Origin of the sequence: Chondromyces crocatus (genome assembly GCF_001189295.1) — a bacterium.
In the GTDB taxonomy this organism is placed as follows: domain Bacteria; phylum Myxococcota_A; class Polyangia; order Polyangiales; family Polyangiaceae; genus Chondromyces; species Chondromyces crocatus.
On record NZ_CP012159.1, the window covers coordinates 4,806,771 to 4,823,043 of the forward strand.

The window sequence follows — 16,273 nt, forward strand, 5'->3', positions numbered from 1 at the left end:
TGCCGGGCATGGCCGGTCCCAGCGCGGTGGAGGCGTCCGCGTGCAGCGTTCTCCTGCTGGATCTCCAGGCTCGGGACGACGGGTTCATCGGTGAGCCAGCGCTGACGGCGCTGGCCGAGCGGCTCGCGGCGGACGGGCGCAAGGTGCGCCTCGCGCGGCTCGTGCACGAGCACGCGGAGGCGCGCGAGAAGGCGGAAGCGGCAGCTTCGATGAGGCGCTTCCTCGGGGAAGTCCAGGCGGCCGTGCGTGCCGCCGGGGCCGAGGTGGTGGTGCTGGTGCGCGCCTGGGATGGTGCGGTCGTGGAGGCGGCACGCTACGGGCTGCGGGACGGCGCCGTGCTGGTGCGCCTCGCTCGGGGGGTGCGTGCGGAGCTGGATGGAGCGTTCGACCATGTGGTCGACGAGGAGGGGCTGCACGCGCTGCTGCGCGGAGAAGCGCCTGCCACGGCGGAGTTTCGCCGGTTGAAGGCGAGCGACCTGCGACGGCAGCTCGCCGTGATGCAGGTTGCGGGGAGCGGCGCGCTGGGCGGGGAGGCGAGGGGGGCGGAGGGGGTGGAGATCGTGGGCGCGCGGGGCCGTGCGACCCTCTCGGGGCCCTCTGGAGGGTGTCCTTACCTCGCCGATGCGCGCAAAAATCCGGTGTTCGACGCGCTGTCGCTGGATCCGGCGCGGGTGCAAACGCGCGGCTGCTCCTTCTGCCTGGACAACACGGGGGCCTACGCCGCGGTGAGCGCCGAGCAGGTGGTCGGGGCGTGGATCGCGCAGCTCCGGGCCTTGCGGGCCGCCGCGCCGAGGGGAGAGCGCATCGAGGTGCTGCTCACCGACGAGCGTCCGCACCCGCACCTGCCGGCGCTGTTCGAAACGCTAATGCACGAACCTGGGCTCGGGCCGATCGAGCTGCTCTGGAAGAGCCGTGTGGACTGGCTGCTGGAGTTCGCCGAGTCGGCCGTGGCGCCGGCGTGCGCGCTCGCCGAGGCGTCCGGGAGCGTGCTCCACCTGTACCTCGTGGGCTTCGAGAGCTTCGACAGGGAGGCGCTCGCACTGTTCAACAAAGGGCACGGGCCCGAGGAGAGCGAGAGGGCGATTGCGCTGATGCGGGCATTCGAGGCGCGGTTCCCGGGGACGTTCGTGTTCCGGGAGCACCGGGCGCACGGGTTTCTGCTGTTCACGCCGTGGACCTCGCCGGCGTCGCTGCTGGAGAACGCGTCGTGGATGCGGCGTCTGCGCTTCCACGAGCTGCGTGCGGACGCGATCCAGACGCGGTTGCGGCTGTACCCGCGCACGCCGTTGCATCATCTGGCGGTGCGCGATGGCTTGCTGGTGGAGGCGTCCGAGGAGGGGCGGGGGGATCGGGCGGCGGAGCAGGGGTACGATGCGAGCGCGCCGTGGCGCTTCCAGGATGCGCGGGTGGAGGCGATCTTCCAGCTCGCGCAGGCGGTGCGGGGGCTGGATCGGGATCGGGGGCTCACGGACGCCGACGTGATCGACGTGGCGACGCGCTACGTGGTGCGCTGGCCTGGTCTGGCGGCTGTGCCCGGGAGCTGCGCGCTGGCGTTGCGCGCAGGGGTGGAGGCGTGGGGGGCGCCGCTCGGGGCGCTGGTGGAGATGCTGGGGCCTGCAGGGGCAGGGTTCGATCCGGAGATCGAGGCGCTCGCGCTCGGGGAGAACGCTTCGAGCGAAACGGTGGGACGGCGGGCGGTGCTCAAGGAGTCGGTGCGGGCCACGGATGCAGAGGCGCTGGCGCGGGCATACCAGGCGATGGGCTTCGCGGCGGAGGTGATCGCCCATCACGGGATGGAGCGCCGGAGCGGGCTGCATGGAGCGAGCGAGGAGCACGCGGTGGTCGCCGTGGCGCGGGATGAAGCGGTGCTCGGTGAGGTGAGGGGACTCCACCGGGTGGTGGCTGGCGCGGGGCCGGCGACGGAGCGGCGGACCGCGGCGCGGAGGCTCGGCGGGTTGATGGGGTACCCGGGCTGCTGCGCGGAGCTGTTCGCCGCGCGCCTGGAGCAGGGGGACAACCAGGATCTGGAGCGAGCGCCGTACCTGCGCGCGCCGGAGCAGCCGCTCGCGTCGGTGCTGCACCGGACGGGGTTGCTGCGCTTGATCTCGCACCATCCGTGCGCTCCTGGCTGCGTGGCGTCGGTGGCGAATGCCGAGGGGGTGCTCGGGCGCCTGGCCGCGCTGTGCGCAGCGGCTGCGACGGGCGCGCGCGCGACGCTGGCGATGGCGTCGCTGTTCCTCGACTACGAGCGCTATGCGGTGGTGGAGGGGGGATTCGAGGGAGAGCGGTTCGTTCTCCACGGGGCGAAGGCGCGCTCGGTGGGGCGTGGGCGTGGGTTCGCGGAGCTGCTCGCGCAGGCGTCATGGGTGCGGCTGGGACCGGATGGCGTGACGCTCGGGAGTCCCGATGGGAGCACGCGGAAGGTGTCGGGGCCGCGGCCGCTGCTGGTCGAGCCGGGGAAGCCGCTCGCTGCACCTGCGCGCGGGGCGCTGCTCCCCGAGGCGGTGCCGAAACGAGAGGATGCGCTGCGGCTGCCGGGAACCATCCGGCCGGGGGTTCGTGCAGGAGGGTTCACCATCGCGTCGGTGGCAACCGGGGACGCGGCGTCCACGATCACGCTGGCTCGTGGAGAGGAGCGGCTGGCGGTCCGGGTACGAGCGCATGCGGAGGGGGTGCCGTACGCGATCCGGATCGGCGCATGGGCGGTGGATCTCGATGTCGACGCGCTGGGCGCGCTGGGTGACGAAGCGCGTGCCGCGGTGGGGTTGCTGGTGCGCGCGCTCGCCCCCGCTGCACGCGCTGTTCGATGAGGAGCAGGCGCTGATCGCACTGCGCTGCGCCCGTCAGGGGAAGGTGTGCTCCGACGGAGGCGCAGGTGGTGTGGGTCGAAAGCACACGAGCTGGGCAGCAGGCTGGTCGAGGCCTTCCTCTGTCTGATGGATGGCACAGAGGGTGAAGCGTGAAGGCACAGGAGCGCTGTGGACAGAGCGCTGCCGCCACGAGACGACCTGGATTTCTGCGGAGGTTGAAGAAGCGCAGCGACGCGGAGATGCTTGGACGTATCCGCTGTGAACGAGGCGCTGTCAGGAAACGCGAGGGGTTGCGTTGCCGTCCGGGGCGACTACGGTGCGCGCTCATGCGAAAGCTGCTGGCTGCATTCTTGCCCGTGATGTTCGTCACTTCTCTGGGGTGTGGAGGAGAGCTTCCTCCTCCGGAGGCGCCGCCTCCGCCCCCTCCGCCGGCCACGCCGGAGCCTGTCGCGGAGCCCATCGCGGAGCCCCCCGCGCCGATCGATCCGGCGGAGAAGAAGAAGCAGGACGAGCGGGCGAAGCTCGCCGCCGACATGGCGGCGATGGAGGACAAGGCGAAGGCGGAAGCCGCGCGCTTCGACGACGCGCTGAAGGCGCAGGTGAAGGCGCTGACGGAAGCGAAGTACGCGAACGCGAAGGCGGGCCTCACCGCCGCGATGAAGAGCGGGCACCGCGTGCCGGGGAACGCGGACCGCGACGTGTACCGTCATCCGGTCGAGACGCTGACGTTCTTCGGGCTCACGCCGACGCAGACGGTGATCGAGTTCGGCGGTGGCGGCGGCTGGTACACGGAGCTGCTGGCGCCCGTGCTCGCCAGCAAGGGCAAGCTCCGGGTGACCTCCATGGACTGGGAGGGCCCCGAGGACGTGCGCTCGACGCTCTACGGGCGTCGGTTCAAGCGGTTCCTCGAGAAGTCGACCGAGCTGACGGGCAAGATCGAGCCGGTCGTGCTGAAGGACCTGAACGCGCCCGAGCTGGGGCCGGAGGGGTCGGCAGATCTGGTGATCGCCATCCGCGAAATGCACGGCTGGGTGAACAACAAGCGCGTGGAGAAGAACCTGGCGGCCGTCCACAAGGTGCTGAAGAAGGGCGGCGTGTTCGGCGTGGTGGCGCACCGCGGGAAGGAAGGCGCCGACGTCACGGAGAGCTCGAAGAAGGGCTACCTGCCCGAGGCGTGGGTCATCCAGACGGTGGAGGCGGCCGGCTTCAAGCTCGCTGGCAAGAGCGAGGTGAACGCGAACCCGAAGGACACGAAGGACTACCCGGAAGGGGTCTGGGCGCTCCTGCCCACGCTGGAGCGGGGTGAGAAGGATCGCGACACGCTCTCGGCCATCGGCGAGAGCGATCGCATGACGCTGAAGTTCACGAAGCGCTGATGTCGCGCTGATGTCGCGCTGAGGGGGCGCAGGCGCTCACGAAGCGCCGAACGTCTCGTCCCGCGTCGCCCTCCCCTTCGCGCTGGCGAGGGGGAGGGGAGTTCGTCGCCTGGGTTCTACATCCTGCCAGTGAGGCGAAGGGACGACCTTCAACTCGGCGGCTCACGGGTGACCGTGAGCCAGGCCAGGGCCGCCTCGCGTGTCTCGAAGATGCCGAAGTGGTCGCTGCGCTGCTCTTCGGCCATCAGCTCCCCGAACCGGCTGCTCCAGGGGGGATCGCCTGGGCGCCAGACGACGGCGAGCCGGATTCTGTAGAGCCTCAGCTTGTGCAGGATTTCCCCGGCCTCTCCCGAGCTGAGGTCGAAGAAGGCGCCCGTCAGGTTGGCGGCGTACAGGAGCGTCGCCTCGGCCTGGTAGAAGAAGAGTTCCTCGAGCAGGCGGTTGGTGTCGCCCGTGCTCGACATGAACGGCAGTCCCGGCTGGCCCTCGACGATCTTGGTGTCGTCGGCTTCGAGGAGAGAAAGTTCTGCTTTCTGGCGGGTGTCTCGTTCCACCGGGGCCTCCTGGCTGGTTGTCGGGCGATCGCGGCTTCCGGTGCGCCGGATGTTAGCCGTCGGTGCGGGCGAGGACCACGACCGAGTAGCCGATGGCGGGGGCGCGTCCCGGGTTGTGGTAGGAGTGCCGCTGATCTCCCCGGAAGACCACGACGTCACCTGGTGTGACGCTCCAGGTCTCTCCGGCGACGATGAGCTGAATCTCCCCCGACTCGACGGTGAGGTACTCCCGGGTGCCGGGGGTGTGGGGGACGCCGACCATGCGGCCGCCGCGGGCGATCTCCACGCGCTCGATGGCCATGCCAGGGATGGGATCGGGCAGGAGCTTGCGCACGGTGGCCTGACCCGGCGTGCGCACGGGCAGGCTGCCGTGCGCGTAGAAGCGAGCGTTCGCGCGGGGAGCGGAGAGCAGCTCCTCGATGGAGACCTGGAGGGCGGTGGCCGCGCGGTCGAGGACGGCGAGGGTGGGGTTCGCCTCACCCGATTCGAGGTGAGCCCAGGTCGCGCGTGGGACGCCCGCGAGCTTGGCGATCTGGAGCTGGGTCAGCCCGCGTGCCTCGCGGAGCTGTTTCGTGTTCTTCGCCAGGCGGCCGGAGAGATCCCCTTTCGTGTCCATGACAAGCCGTTAGCACGACTCCAGGATACTGGCAGCAGCTCCAGTCTTTCGACATCGCTGGTGCATGCTGGGCTTCAGGGAGACGCCCCGCAGCGGGGTGAGCCCCTCTCGATGGGAGGACGGCATGACGTCGAAGCTCGAACCGGTGAGCGCCGAAGAGCGCAGCCGCAGTGGGGAGTTGAAGGGAAAGGCCGTGCTCGTGACGGGCGCGAGCCGGGGACTCGGGGCGGCGCTGGCGAAAGCATTCGCGCGACGTGGCGCGCGTGTGGTCCTGGTGGCGCGTGGGAGGGAGGCGCTCGAGGGGGTGGCAGCGGAGATCGGGGCGAGCGGGGGTGAGGCCCACCTGCTGCCAGGCGACGTGGGCGACAAGGTGATGACCTACGCGATCGCCGGGGCAGCAGCAGCGCTGGTGGGGCCGATCGACGTGCTCGTCCACAATGCGAGCACGCTGGGGCCGACGCCACTCCGGCTGCTGCTCGATACGGCGTGTGAGGATCTCGGCCGCGCGCTGGAGGTGAACGTGGTCGGTCCCTTCCGGCTCACCAAGGCCATCGCTGGAGGCATGGCCTTGCGGGGTCATGGCCTGGTGCTCCACGTGAGCTCGGATGCGGCGACGAACGCGTACCCGCAGTGGGGAGCCTACGGGGTGTCGAAGGCCGCCCTCGACCACCTGTCCAGGTCCTGGGCTGCGGAGCTGGAGGGGACGGGCGTCCGGTTCCTGTCCGTGGATCCCGGGGAGATGAACACGAAGATGCACGCGGACGCGGTGCCGGACGCGGATCCGGCGACCCTGGCGGATCCCGCCGTGGTGGCCGAGGCGATCGTGGCGCTCGTCGAGCGCGGCGAAGGGGTGGCGAGCGGGTCTCGGGTCGAGGTGGCGGCGCTCGGAGGTGGGTCGTGAGCCCCGCCGCTGGACCGCGCACCGAGCCGCTCCTGGAGCGGCTGCTTCACGTCGATCCTCACACCGGGGCGCTCCTCGACGCGACGGTGGGCGAGCTTGGGAGGTTCCTGCGGGCGGGGGATCTGCTCGTCGTGAACGATGGGGCGACGCTCCCCGGCATGCTGCGGGGGGTGACTGCGGATGGGGAGGCGATCGAGGCGAGGCTTGCTCAGTCCCTGGAGGATGGCCGCTTCCAGGCGTTGCTCTTCGGGGCAGGGGATGCCCGTCAGCGGACCGAGGACCGGCGACCGCCCCCGCAACTCGCGGTGGGGGCGCAGGTGCGCTTCGGGCCTGGCCTGGAGGCCGTGATCGCAGAGGTGTCGTCGCTGTCGTCACGGCTGGTGGTGCTGGTGTTCTCCGCGCAGGGCGCGGCGCTCTGGGAGGCGATCTACCGGAACGGGAGGCCGGTGCAGTACGCCTACGTCCCGGCGCCGCTCGCGCTGTGGGACGTGCAGACGCGCTACGCATCGCGTCCCATCTGTGCGGAGATGCCGTCGGCAGGGAGACCGCTCGCGTGGGGCCTGCTGCTCTCGCTGGTGCGGCGGGGGGTCCGGCTCGCGTCGTTGTCCCACGCGGCGGGGCTCTCCTCGACCGGGGATCCAGCGCTCGATGCGCGGCTACCCCTCGCGGAGCGGTTCGAGATTCCGGAGGCGACGGTGCGCGCCGTGCTCGATACGCGCTCCAGGGGCGGGCGTGTGGTGGCGGTGGGGACGACAGTGACGCGGGCGCTGGAGGGCGCCGCCGTGCTGGGAAGAGGGACGCTCCTGGCCGGGCGAGGCGTGACGGAGCTGATCCTTGGCGCTCATCACGCCCCGGCCGTGGTGGACGGGCTGCTCACGGGGGTGCATGAGCCTTCCGAGAGTCATTTCGAGCTGCTGTCGGCGTTCGCCGGGCGGGACGTGCTGAGGCGAGCGCATGCGCACGCGGAGGCGAGGGGCTATCTCACCCACGAGTTCGGGGACTCGATGCTGTTGCTGGCCGCGTGAGGGTGGCGGACGGCCTCTGATTCAGGGGTTCAGAGCTCGTCGTCGTCGCTCAGGCCGGGACGAGTCGGTCGGTCATGAAAGGCCTCGTCTTCCTCTTCTTCGGGCTCGGCGGGAGGACTCGGAGGGTCCAGGCCTGGTCCCTGTCCTACCTCTTCCGAGGATGTGGTGCTGGGCCGTCCGGGCGGGGCGTGCCTCGCGGTGTCTCCGCTTTGCATGCCCGTCCGCTTTGCGGGGTTCTGGTTTTCTTCGCTCATGAGCACCTCCCGGGGAAGCGCGCTCCCCCGCAGCGCGGACAGGCTAGCAGGGAGCGTTCCGTCAGGGCATGGTTCTCCTCGACGCTCAGGAGGTCGCTTGCGGACCCTGCTTCTTTCCTCGCCCCAGCTACTCGAGCACGATCCTGGTCCAGAGCATCCCGAGAGCGCTTCCAGGCTGGTGAGCGTGCTGCGCGCGCTGGAGCCTGTGCCGGAAGGAGCGATCTTGCGCGATGTCCACCGCATGGCCACCACGAGCGAGCTGGAGCGCGTCCATACCTGCGCCTACGTCCACTCCGTGATGCAGCTGCGCGGGCATGCTGGGGCGCTCGATCCGGAGACGATCCTGTCCCCTGGGTCGGTGGACGCGGCGCTGTTCGCAGCGGGCGCCTGTCTCGAACTGGTCGATGCGCTCTGGGAAGGGCGGGCTCGCAATGGGTTCGCTCTGGTGAGGCCGCCAGGACACCACGCACTGCAGGATCGTGGAATGGGGTACTGCGTATTCAACAATGTCGCCGTCGCCGCAGCCGACCTCATGGCTCGTCACGGGGCGCGGGTGCTGATCGTCGACTGGGACGTCCATCACGGGAACGGTACGCAGGCGATGTTCGAGGCGCGGGACGATGTGCTGTTCTTCTCCGTCCATCAGGAGCGGCTCTTTCCAGAGGACTCTGGGGGCGTCGAGGAGAGTGGTGTGGGGGCCGGCGCTGGCTGGACCCGCAATGTCCCGCTCCCGGCTGGGGCGGGAGACGGCGACCATGCCGACGTCATCGAGCGTGAGCTGGTCCCCCTCGTCGAGCGGTTTCGACCCGATGTGGTGCTGGTCTCGGCCGGGTTCGACGCGCACGAGGGAGACCCGATGTCCGAACAAAGGGTGACGACCACCGGCTTCGCGGCGATGTGCGATCGTGTCTGCGATCTGGCCGAGGGGACGGCGCGAGGGCGGGTGGGGCTGGTGCTGGAGGGGGGGTACGATCTCGCGTCGCTCGGTGCGAGTGCGCGGGCCTGTGTCGAGGTTCTCTGCCGTCGTGCGCGGCGAGGGGGAGCGCGATGAAAGAGGAGTTCGACCGCGTCCTGGTCTCGATGGCTGAACCTGCGGACGTCGACGGTGCGCGGGTCTGGTTCGAAGCCCGGCTGGCGCTCCTGCAGGCCCTCGTGCCGTCGCCGGCCCTGGAGGCGTCCTTTTGCTCGACGAGCGTCGTCGACGTGCTCGAGCCCCCCGTGCCGCCCTTCGGTCGCTATGGGCACTCGCGCTGGCGGAAGCTGGTGCTGGCCACCTTGCTCGCCGACTGGGCCTGTTACCCCACCCCGGGCGACCAGGTGAGCTTCGCGCGGTTGCTCCAGGTGATGGAGACGTTTCCTGAGGGGTTCCGGGTATGGTGGGCGGAACTGCCAGGAGAGGGGTGGCTTCCCGTCGGGTACACGGGTTGGGTTCCCATCCAGGAGGTCACCTTCGACCATCTGGAGACACGGGCCGCAGCGTTGCGGGTGCGTACCTTGCCTGTCCTGCCGGCCGTCGATCCCGAAGGGGCCTACATTTACCTGTTCAATTACAGCATCATCGGTCCTCTGAGAAAGACGAGCTGCTCCAGACGCATGATGCGCGCCCTGGCGATGGATATCGAGGCGCTTCCACTGCGCGGACTGGCAGCCATTACCGTGTCAGAGGAGGGGGCGCGCGTCGCCGAGCGATTCGGGATGGCGGAGTCGGGTGTGATAGGGGTCGATGGCACACCGGATCGTGCGTATACGCGACGCGTGGGCTGAGACACATCAGAGCGAGCCCGACATCAGAGTTCGTCCCACGAAAAAGGGAGGATGCTGCGGATGTGCTCCTGCCCCGTGAGCAGCATGGCCAGCCGGTCGAAGCCGAGGGCCATTCCAGCGCCTGGCGGGAGTCCCTGGTGCAAGGCTTGAACATACCGGGTGTCGAGCGGCACGGACGGCAACCCAGCCTCCTCTCGTCTGGCGAGCTCCCGCGCGAACAGGTCCTCCTGTTGCGCCGGATCGCGCAGCGAGGGAAAGCCGTCGGAGAGCTCGATGCCGGCGATGAACAGCTCACTACGTTCGGCGAGGGCGGGTGAACCGGGCGTGAGCGAAGCGGAGGTGGTCATGAAGGCTGGCCAATCGGTGAGAAAAACGGGGGCCTCGAAGCCGAGGTGGGGAGTGAGCTGATCGAGGAGCAAGGTGAGCGCCGCGTGCGGGTCGTTGCGGAAGCGCACCTCGATTCCGAGGTCGTCTCTCGATGCGGCTTTCTCGATCGAGGTGGGCGAAAACTCCGGGTCGATGTCGACCCGAAGGTAACGGGAGAGCGCGCCGCGCACGCTGAGCCGTTCCCAGTGTACTCCCGATAGCCGGATCGTGCGGCCCCTGTAATGAATGCATTCAGCTCCCGGGTCGAGTGCTTCGAGTGCGCGCTTCACGAGGGCTTCCGCGTCGTTCTCGATGGCCTCGAGCGGGGAGAAGGCGCGCGCCCACTCCAGCATGGTGAACTCGGGATTGTGGTGCATTCCAGCATCACCGCCGCGGAAGTTCTGGGTCAGCGTGAAGACCTTCTCGAAGCCGCCCACGATCATCCGTTTGATCTGGTATTCGGTCGAGGTGACCAGATAGCCGTCTGCTGCCTGGATCGGGGAGAGATGCACGTCGGGGCACGCTCCTCTGGCAAGGAGCGGTGTCTGCGCTTCGAGGAATCCCTGGTCATAGAAGTACTCGCGAACGGTGCGCAGGATCGTCTGTCGCTTCCAGAGCAGCTTCATGCGGTTCGGTGACACGGTAGATCGTTGCCAGCGCAGCGCGTCGCCCTCCGGGTCCCACGCCCCTCGGGTCGGGCCGCCGACGCGGAGAACGCGTGGCGGGGCGCCGCTGTCCGTGGGGTCCAGAACCACGAGGTCGCCTGGAGCCAGCGCAGGATCTCCGAGGAGCCCCTGCACCGTGTGCGTCTCGCCCTTCACGAGCAGGGCGATGTCCTGAAAGCCCTTTCTTTCTGAGACCGCGATGACGCGACCGTGGATTGGGTGGAGCTGGCCTGGGGAGATCATTGTTCCGTTCATATCACCGGCGCCGTACGTCCAGCCGTTCGGTCGCGCATGGAGACTGGATCGAGAAGTGGATGGAACTCAATGGCGGAACAGACAGCCCGTCTCCTCCTTCACGATCCGCTGCGCGATGAAGGCCAAGCTGGCGTATGTGTCTTGCGGTCCCCGGAGCGTGCCGTTATCCCGAAACCAGCATGTCTCACTTGACGTGCGTTCCATGAATGTGTGTAATCAGATGCGCTCCAGACACGTGTGATGTATTCCAGGTCGCCAGTTCGCAGTGGTGCCGCATTATCGATGGTTCCGCCACGCGGAGGACGAGGAAGTCGACCCGGCAGGCGCCAGGTATCTGGCCTCTGTCACGCGCGTGCTGATTTCGGGTGGCTGAGTCATGCTGCCGACCACCTGTGTGGGACTTGAGCGAGACGGCTCTCGTTACGAGCAATTCCAGCGGACATGGGTGCCTTTCATTGGCGACTGCGCTCGCCTCCTGATGGCGGTGTGCTGCACCGAACTCTTCTGCCGACCGCGCATGGTATGAAGCATAACCACTCTCACCTCGCGGACGACTGCGTCCATCGTCTGTTCGAACAGCAAGCGGAGCTTGTGCCTGATGTGGTGGCTGTCTCCTTCGGGACACAGCGCCTGACCTACCTCGAACTGAACCGCCGCGCGAACCGGCTCGCCCATCACCTGAGAGGGCTCGGCGTCGATTCTGAGCAGCTCGTGGGACTATACGCAGAACGCTCCGTCGAGGCGTTGGTAGGTCTGCTCGCAGTGCTCAAGGCGGGGGCTGCCTATGTCCCCATGGACCCTGCCTACCCGCGAGAGCGGGTCGCATTGATGCTGGAGGACGCGGGGGTCTCGGTGCTCCTCACGCAGGCGGGGTTGCTGCACTCGCTACCGCGTCACGGCGCAACGGTGGTGCTCCTGGATGAAGATGGTGACACCGTCGCGCGCTGCAGTGGTGAGAACCTTTCGGAGGAGGTCGAGCCCGATCAGCTCGCTTATGTGATCTATACCTCGGGCTCCACAGGTCGACCCAAGGGCGTCCAGGTGACGCACCGTGGGGTGTCGAATCTGGCGCTGGCCCAGAGAGCGCGCTTCGACGTGGGGCCAGGCAGCCGCGTGTTGCAGTTCGCTTCGCTCGCCTTCGATGCTTCGGTGTGGGAAATCCTGATGGCGCTCACGCGTGGAGCGACGCTGGTGATGGGGACGCGCGCTGCGATGATGCCAGGGCCCGCGCTCGCCGAGCTGCTACGCGCAGAGGAAATCACCGCTGCGCTGTTCATGGCCAGTGTGCTCGCTGCCTTGCCGGAAGGGGTCGAGGCGTCGCTGCCAGCGCTCCGTACGCTCCTCGTCGGCGGAGAGGTTTGCCACGGAGAGATGGCGGCGCGGTGGGCGAAAAGGCGCCACCTCTTCAATGCTTACGGCCCGACCGAGGCCTCGTGCGTCACCACGATGGCGGAATGCGATGGCTCGGGTGGAGATCCCGCTATCGGTATTGCCATACCCAATGCGGCGACCTTCGTGCTCGACGATGCATTGCGTCCCGTTCGACAGGGAATGCCAGGAGAACTTTATATCGGTGGTCCAGGGGTCGCTCGAGGGTATCTGGGACGGCCGGGACTCACGGCATCCAGGTTCATCCCCGATCCCTTCAGCGCAGAAGGCGGGGGGCGGCTTTATCGCACGGGGGATCTCGTCCGTCAGACACACGATGGATCGCTGCACTTCCTGGGACGGGTCGACCACCAGGTGAAAATTCGCGGGCACCGGATCGAGCTGGAGGAGATCGAAGCGGTCCTCGCAAGGCATCCCGCGGTGAAGGCTGCTGCAGTCGTGGTGGGGAGCAGCGGGGCTCGCCGCGACCGACTCGTGGCCCACGTGGTTGCTCGCGTCGAGCGTGGCAGAACGGGGCGGGAACACGTACTCCCGGACACCCATGCCGAGGCCCTCGACCGTCATCGGAAGCTCGTGGAGGAATGGCGCCGCTTTCTGGGGGAGCGGTTGCCCGAGCCCATGGTCCCGTCGGTCTTCATGGTGCAGGATGCACTGCCCTTCACGGCTGGTGGCAAGGTGGATCGTGCCGCACTCGCCCTGATCGACGTGGCACGGTGGGATGAGCACGGGGGTGAAGGCCTTCCGCGCAATGACGTCGAAGCGACGCTTGCTGCCGTATGGGCCGAGGCGCTCGGTGTGGAGCGTGTCCGCGTGGGCGACGATGTCTTCGAGCTCGGGGCGCATTCTCTCCTGATTGCCAAGGTCTTGCCCCGGCTGCGCCGTGCTCTCGGCGTCGAGATTCCGCTCTCACGGCTGTTCGAGGCCCGCTCGGTGGCAGAACTCGCGCGTACCCTGGTAGGCGTACCCGTCGGGGGCACGACGGGTACGACGGTGCCCATACAAAGGGCGAAGCGAGAGGCGCCGCTGCCCCTTTCCCACGGGCAACGGCAGATATGGCTGCACGCCATGATGAACAAGGGAGCGGTGTTCTACAACGAACCGTTCACCCTTCGCTTGCCAGGAGTGCTCGATACCGCGGCCCTTCGACGCGCACTTGACGAGGTGGTGCGCCGTCACGAGTCATGGCGGACGACCTTCACCAGCCTGAGCGGCGAGCCGGTGCAGCGAATCGGATCTCCGTTCCCGGTCCCACTTTCCGTGGTCGATCTCAGCGGCCTCGCAGGTGAAATGCGCTGGGAGCGCGCGCTCGAACTTGCGACCGACGAAGCTCGTCGCCCGTTCGAACTGGAGCAAGGGCCCCTCTTTCGAGCGTTGCTGGTCCGGCTCGGCCAGGCGGAGCACGTCCTGTTCATGACCGTGCATCACCTGGTGATCGATGGGATCTCTCTCGCCGAGGTGCTTCCACGGGAGCTCTGGGCACTCTATCGGGTCTTTGCCACTGGCGAGCCGTCGCCTCTCCCGGAGATCGAGATCCAGTGCGCCGATGTGGCGCAATGGCAACGAGAGCAGCAAGGGACGGCCTCCCTCGCCCGACAGCTCGATTACTGGACGAGGACGCTCGCCGATCTTCCCACCACGGTGCTGCCGACGGACCGACCTCGCCCGGCCCTGGCGAGCCCTCGCGGCGCCCGTCATTGCCTCGCTTTGTCGGCGGACCTCTCGCTTCGGCTGGGGGAGGTTGCGCGGCGGGAGGGGGTCACGCTGTTCGTCGTCCTCCTCGCGGCGTTCAAGGCGCTGCTTCAGGGGTATGTGTACCAGGACGAGGTGGTCGTGGGGACGTCCATGGCCGGCCGCAGCCGTCCGGAGATGGCGGGACTGCTCGGGTATTTTCTGAACACCGTCGTTCTTCGCACCGACATGAGGGGGAACCCGACGTTTCGCGAGCTCCTGGATCGTGTGCGAGGCGTGTGCCTCGGGGCCATGGAGCACCAGGACATGCCATTCGAGATGCTGGTGGAAGCGCTCCAACCGAGACGGGTAGCGGGACAGAACCCGCTGTTCCAGGTCGCGTTCATCCTGGAGCCCCCCACCCCGGCACTCGAATCGGGGTGGACTTTGAGCCAGCTCGACGTGGACACGGGGGCAGCCAAGTTCGATCTGACGCTGGAGCTGGACCAGAGGCCGGAAGGCATCGTCGGTCGCTTCGAGTACAGCCTCGATCTCTTCGACGACGCCACGATTCGTCGAATGGCGATGCACTACGAGACGCTTCTCGATCGAATGTCGAGAGCCGTGGACAGGCGTCTGTCGGATGTGCCTTTTCTGACACGAGCCGAGCAGCAGGTGCTCCGAGCGTGGTGCTCCTCTCCACCACGTGATGACGTGCATGATTGCATCCACCAAGTCTTCGAGGAGCAGGCCGCGCGCACACCCGATGCCATCGCGGTCATTCGTGATGGCGGTGCTGATGGCGTGAATTCGATCACCTATGCCGAACTGAATCGACGAGCGAATCAGCTGGCAAGGCACCTGCTCAGATTCGGTATCGCGCCGGAGGCCCGTGTGGGCATCTGCATGTATCGATCCGTGGAGATGGTGATCGCTCTGCTGGGGGTGCTCAAAGCAGGGCTGGCCTTCGTGCCTCTCGACCCCTCGTATCCCACAGGACGACTCGACTTCATGCGAGAGCATGCGAGCGTCGAATTCGTCCTCACGCAGTCACACCTGGGCGCGGCACTGCCCGGGGCACACAAGGGCGTCCTGTGCATCGACACGGACTGGCATGAGCTGGCCGGAGAGCGTGGAGACAACCCGTGCATTGATGTTTCAGCATCACAGCTCGCCTACGTGATGTATACGTCGGGCTCGACGGGGCAGCCCAAGGGGGTGGCCGTCCCCCATCGGGGCGTGGTTCGTCTCGTGAGAGACGTCGATTACGCGCATTTCACCTCCGAGGATGCCGTCCTTCAGCTGGCCTCTATCTCCTTCGATGTCGCACAGCTCGAGGTCTGGTCTGCGCTACTCAATGGGGGGAAACTGGTGCTATTGCCCCCTTTGCCCGCCTCGTTGATGGACATCGGAAAGGCGATTCAGGCGCATGGAGTGACCACCCTGTTCATGGTGGCCAGCGCTTTCCACGTGCTGGTGGACGAGCAGATCAGTCATTTGCGAGGTCTCCGCCAGGTGATCGTTGGCGGCGAGCCGCTTTCACCATCCCACGCCAACCGGGTTCTGGCCGAGGTGCCGTCGTGCATCCTGGTCAATGCCTACGGTCCGACCGAAGCGACGAGCACCGCCTCCTGCTTCCAGGTGCTCCAGCCAGTGCAACAGAGCGTTCCCATCGGAGTGCCGATACCCGACACCCGTGTGCACGTCCTCGATGCTCATCTGCGCGAGGTCCCCGTGGGAGTTCCCGGTGAACTCTACATCGGGGGTGGGGGGCTGGCGCGCTGCTATCTGGGACGGCCCGATCTGACGGCGCAGCGGTTCGTTCCCGATCCGACAGGCGAAGGGAAGGGAGGGTGCCTCTACCGGACGGGTGATCGTGTCCGCTGGGCGCCGGAGGGACGGCTCGAGTTCCTCGGTCGCCTCGATCATCAAGTGAAGGTGCGCGGGTACCGTGTCGAACTCGGGGAGATCGAGGCGGTCCTCTCGGGCCACCCCTCCGTCCGTGAGGTGCTTGTTGTGTCGCGACCAGATCGGTCAGGAAACCTGACACTGGTGGCTTACGTGACTTCCAGGAGCGGAGAGGAGGTCCATGAGGGAATCGGGAGGGTACTTCTCGACCACCTCCAGACTCGTCTCCCCGACCACATGATCCCTTCGAGCATCGTGCCCCTGAAGGCATTTCCTCTCACGGCGAACGGCAAGATGAATCACCACGCCTTGCCAGAGCCCGAGCTTTCACGGGCCGAGCGGGACCCCTCGGCCCCGCCGCGGAGCCTTCTGGAGGAGCGACTCGCCACACTCTGGCAGGAGGTGCTCGGCTTGCAGCGCGTCGGCGTTCACGACAACTTCTTCGATCTCGGGGGCCATTCGCTGCTCCTGATGCGTCTCCACGAGCGCGTGAGAGAGCAGCTCCACCGGGACATCACCATCCTCGACATGTTCGTGCGCCCCACGATCAGTGCCCTCGCTTCCTTCCTGGCCAGCAGCCGTGAGGAGGGCAGTCTCGCCGACGCCGACGTACGCGCCCTCAAGCAGCGGGACACGCTGAAACGAAAGAAGCTGGCTGCCCAGGCCAAGAGCAAGCAACATGGATCCGCTTGAGCAACCGGTCCCCGAGGATCACATCGCCA

10 protein-coding genes are annotated in these 16,273 nt (G+C 67.6%); 7 read left to right on the forward strand and 3 right to left on the reverse strand.

Annotated elements, in window-relative coordinates:
• The first annotated feature begins 8 nt into the window (after positions 1 to 8).
• Positions 9 to 2,810, forward strand: coding sequence for a radical SAM protein (locus tag CMC5_RS17850; RefSeq protein ID WP_156338684.1), 2,802 nt, complete (start codon positions 9 to 11; stop codon positions 2,808 to 2,810).
• A gap of 326 nt (positions 2,811 to 3,136) precedes the next feature.
• The gene (locus CMC5_RS17855) at positions 3,137 to 4,186 is read left to right on the forward strand and encodes a class I SAM-dependent methyltransferase (protein ID WP_050431557.1); all 1,050 of its coding nucleotides are present in this window, start codon (positions 3,137 to 3,139) and stop codon (positions 4,184 to 4,186) included.
• Positions 4,187 to 4,335: 149 nt separating this feature from the next.
• Here CMC5_RS17855 and CMC5_RS17860 read toward each other — a convergent pair whose 3' ends face one another.
• Complete coding sequence (locus tag CMC5_RS17860; RefSeq protein ID WP_245678497.1) at positions 4,336 to 4,740, reverse strand: DUF4180 domain-containing protein; 405 nt, start codon at positions 4,738 to 4,740, stop codon at positions 4,336 to 4,338.
• 52 nt (positions 4,741 to 4,792) lie between these two features.
• Positions 4,793 to 5,356, reverse strand: coding sequence for an XRE family transcriptional regulator (locus CMC5_RS17865; RefSeq protein ID WP_050431558.1), 564 nt, complete (start codon positions 5,354 to 5,356; stop codon positions 4,793 to 4,795).
• 124 nt (positions 5,357 to 5,480) lie between these two features.
• On the opposite strand from CMC5_RS17865, the gene CMC5_RS17870 reads away from it, so the two are divergent.
• The 4 genes from CMC5_RS17870 (at position 5,481) to CMC5_RS17885 (ending at position 9,300) form a co-directional block, all read left to right on the forward strand.
• Complete coding sequence (locus tag CMC5_RS17870; RefSeq protein WP_050431559.1) at positions 5,481 to 6,257, forward strand: SDR family NAD(P)-dependent oxidoreductase; 777 nt, start codon at positions 5,481 to 5,483, stop codon at positions 6,255 to 6,257.
• Positions 6,254 to 7,282 carry an S-adenosylmethionine:tRNA ribosyltransferase-isomerase gene (locus CMC5_RS17875; RefSeq protein ID WP_050431560.1) on the forward strand — a complete coding sequence of 343 codons (1,029 nt, stop codon included), beginning with the start codon at positions 6,254 to 6,256 and terminating at the stop codon, positions 7,280 to 7,282. The genes CMC5_RS17870 and CMC5_RS17875 overlap by 4 nt, the downstream gene beginning before the upstream one ends.
• A 351-nt stretch (positions 7,283 to 7,633) precedes the next feature.
• Complete coding sequence (locus tag CMC5_RS17880) at positions 7,634 to 8,587, forward strand: histone deacetylase family protein (protein WP_050431561.1); 954 nt, start codon at positions 7,634 to 7,636, stop codon at positions 8,585 to 8,587.
• Complete coding sequence (locus CMC5_RS17885; RefSeq protein ID WP_050431562.1) at positions 8,584 to 9,300, forward strand: hypothetical protein; 717 nt, start codon at positions 8,584 to 8,586, stop codon at positions 9,298 to 9,300. Before CMC5_RS17880 ends, CMC5_RS17885 begins: the two co-directional genes overlap by 4 nt.
• 23 nt (positions 9,301 to 9,323) lie before the next feature.
• Here CMC5_RS17885 and CMC5_RS17890 read toward each other — a convergent pair whose 3' ends face one another.
• Positions 9,324 to 10,487 carry an amino acid--tRNA ligase-related protein gene (locus CMC5_RS17890; RefSeq protein ID WP_169796574.1) on the reverse strand — a complete coding sequence of 388 codons (1,164 nt, stop codon included), beginning with the start codon at positions 10,485 to 10,487 and terminating at the stop codon, positions 9,324 to 9,326.
• Positions 10,488 to 11,189: 702 nt separating this feature from the next.
• Between CMC5_RS17890 and CMC5_RS17895 the strand changes: the two genes are divergently transcribed.
• The gene (locus tag CMC5_RS17895) at positions 11,190 to 16,244 is read left to right on the forward strand and encodes a non-ribosomal peptide synthetase (protein ID WP_218920282.1); all 5,055 of its coding nucleotides are present in this window, start codon (positions 11,190 to 11,192) and stop codon (positions 16,242 to 16,244) included.
• Positions 16,245 to 16,273 lie beyond the last annotated feature (29 nt).

Coding starts and splice junctions, on each gene's coding strand:
- CMC5_RS17850 (WP_156338684.1), top strand. CDS start 9: ATGGCCGGTCCCAGCGCGGTGGAGGCGTCCGCGTGCAGCGTTCTCCTG.
- CMC5_RS17855 (WP_050431557.1), top strand. CDS start 3,137: ATGCGAAAGCTGCTGGCTGCATTCTTGCCCGTGATGTTCGTCACTTCT.
- CMC5_RS17865 (WP_050431558.1), bottom strand. CDS start 5,356: ATGGACACGAAAGGGGATCTCTCCGGCCGCCTGGCGAAGAACACGAAA.
- CMC5_RS17870 (WP_050431559.1), top strand. CDS start 5,481: ATGACGTCGAAGCTCGAACCGGTGAGCGCCGAAGAGCGCAGCCGCAGT.
- CMC5_RS17885 (WP_050431562.1), top strand. CDS start 8,584: ATGAAAGAGGAGTTCGACCGCGTCCTGGTCTCGATGGCTGAACCTGCG.